This is a genomic window from Serratia sp. CY40230 (assembly GCF_052168835.1).
Classification (GTDB): Bacteria; Pseudomonadota; Gammaproteobacteria; order Enterobacterales; family Enterobacteriaceae; genus Serratia; species Serratia nematodiphila.
Genome location: NZ_JBJNLX010000017.1, coordinates 1 through 555 on the forward strand (window position 1 = coordinate 1; position 555 = coordinate 555).

The window sequence follows — 555 nt, forward strand, 5'->3', positions numbered from 1 at the left end:
TCACCACCTTCCTCCTCGCTGAAAGTGCTTTACAACCCGAAGGCCTTCTTCACACACGCGGCATGGCTGCATCAGGCTTGCGCCCATTGTGCAATATTCCCCACTGCTGCCTCCCGTAGGAGTCTGGACCGTGTCTCAGTTCCAGTGTGGCTGGTCATCCTCTCAGACCAGCTAGGGATCGTCGCCTAGGTGAGCCATTACCCCACCTACTAGCTAATCCCATCTGGGCACATCTGATGGCAAGAGGCCCGAAGGTCCCCCTCTTTGGTCTTGCGACGTTATGCGGTATTAGCTACCGTTTCCAGTAGTTATCCCCCTCCATCAGGCAGTTTCCCAGACATTACTCACCCGTCCGCCGCTCGTCACCCAGGGAGCAAGCTCCCCTGTGCTACCGCTCGACTTGCATGTGTTAAGCCTGCCGCCAGCGTTCAATCTGAGCCATGATCAAACTCTTCAATTAAAAGCTTGATTTGCTTCCACTCGAGAAGCGATGCTCAAAGATTTACTGCATGAATTTTACTTCAGTTAGTCACTCTTCAAGACTTGATATTTTTT

General features: G+C 52.3%; 1 rRNA gene. It reads right to left on the bottom strand.

What is annotated here, in order from left to right:
* A 16S ribosomal RNA gene (locus ACJ8IJ_RS23900) occupies positions 1-460 on the bottom strand; the annotation flags it as partial.
* Positions 461-555 lie beyond the last annotated feature (95 nt).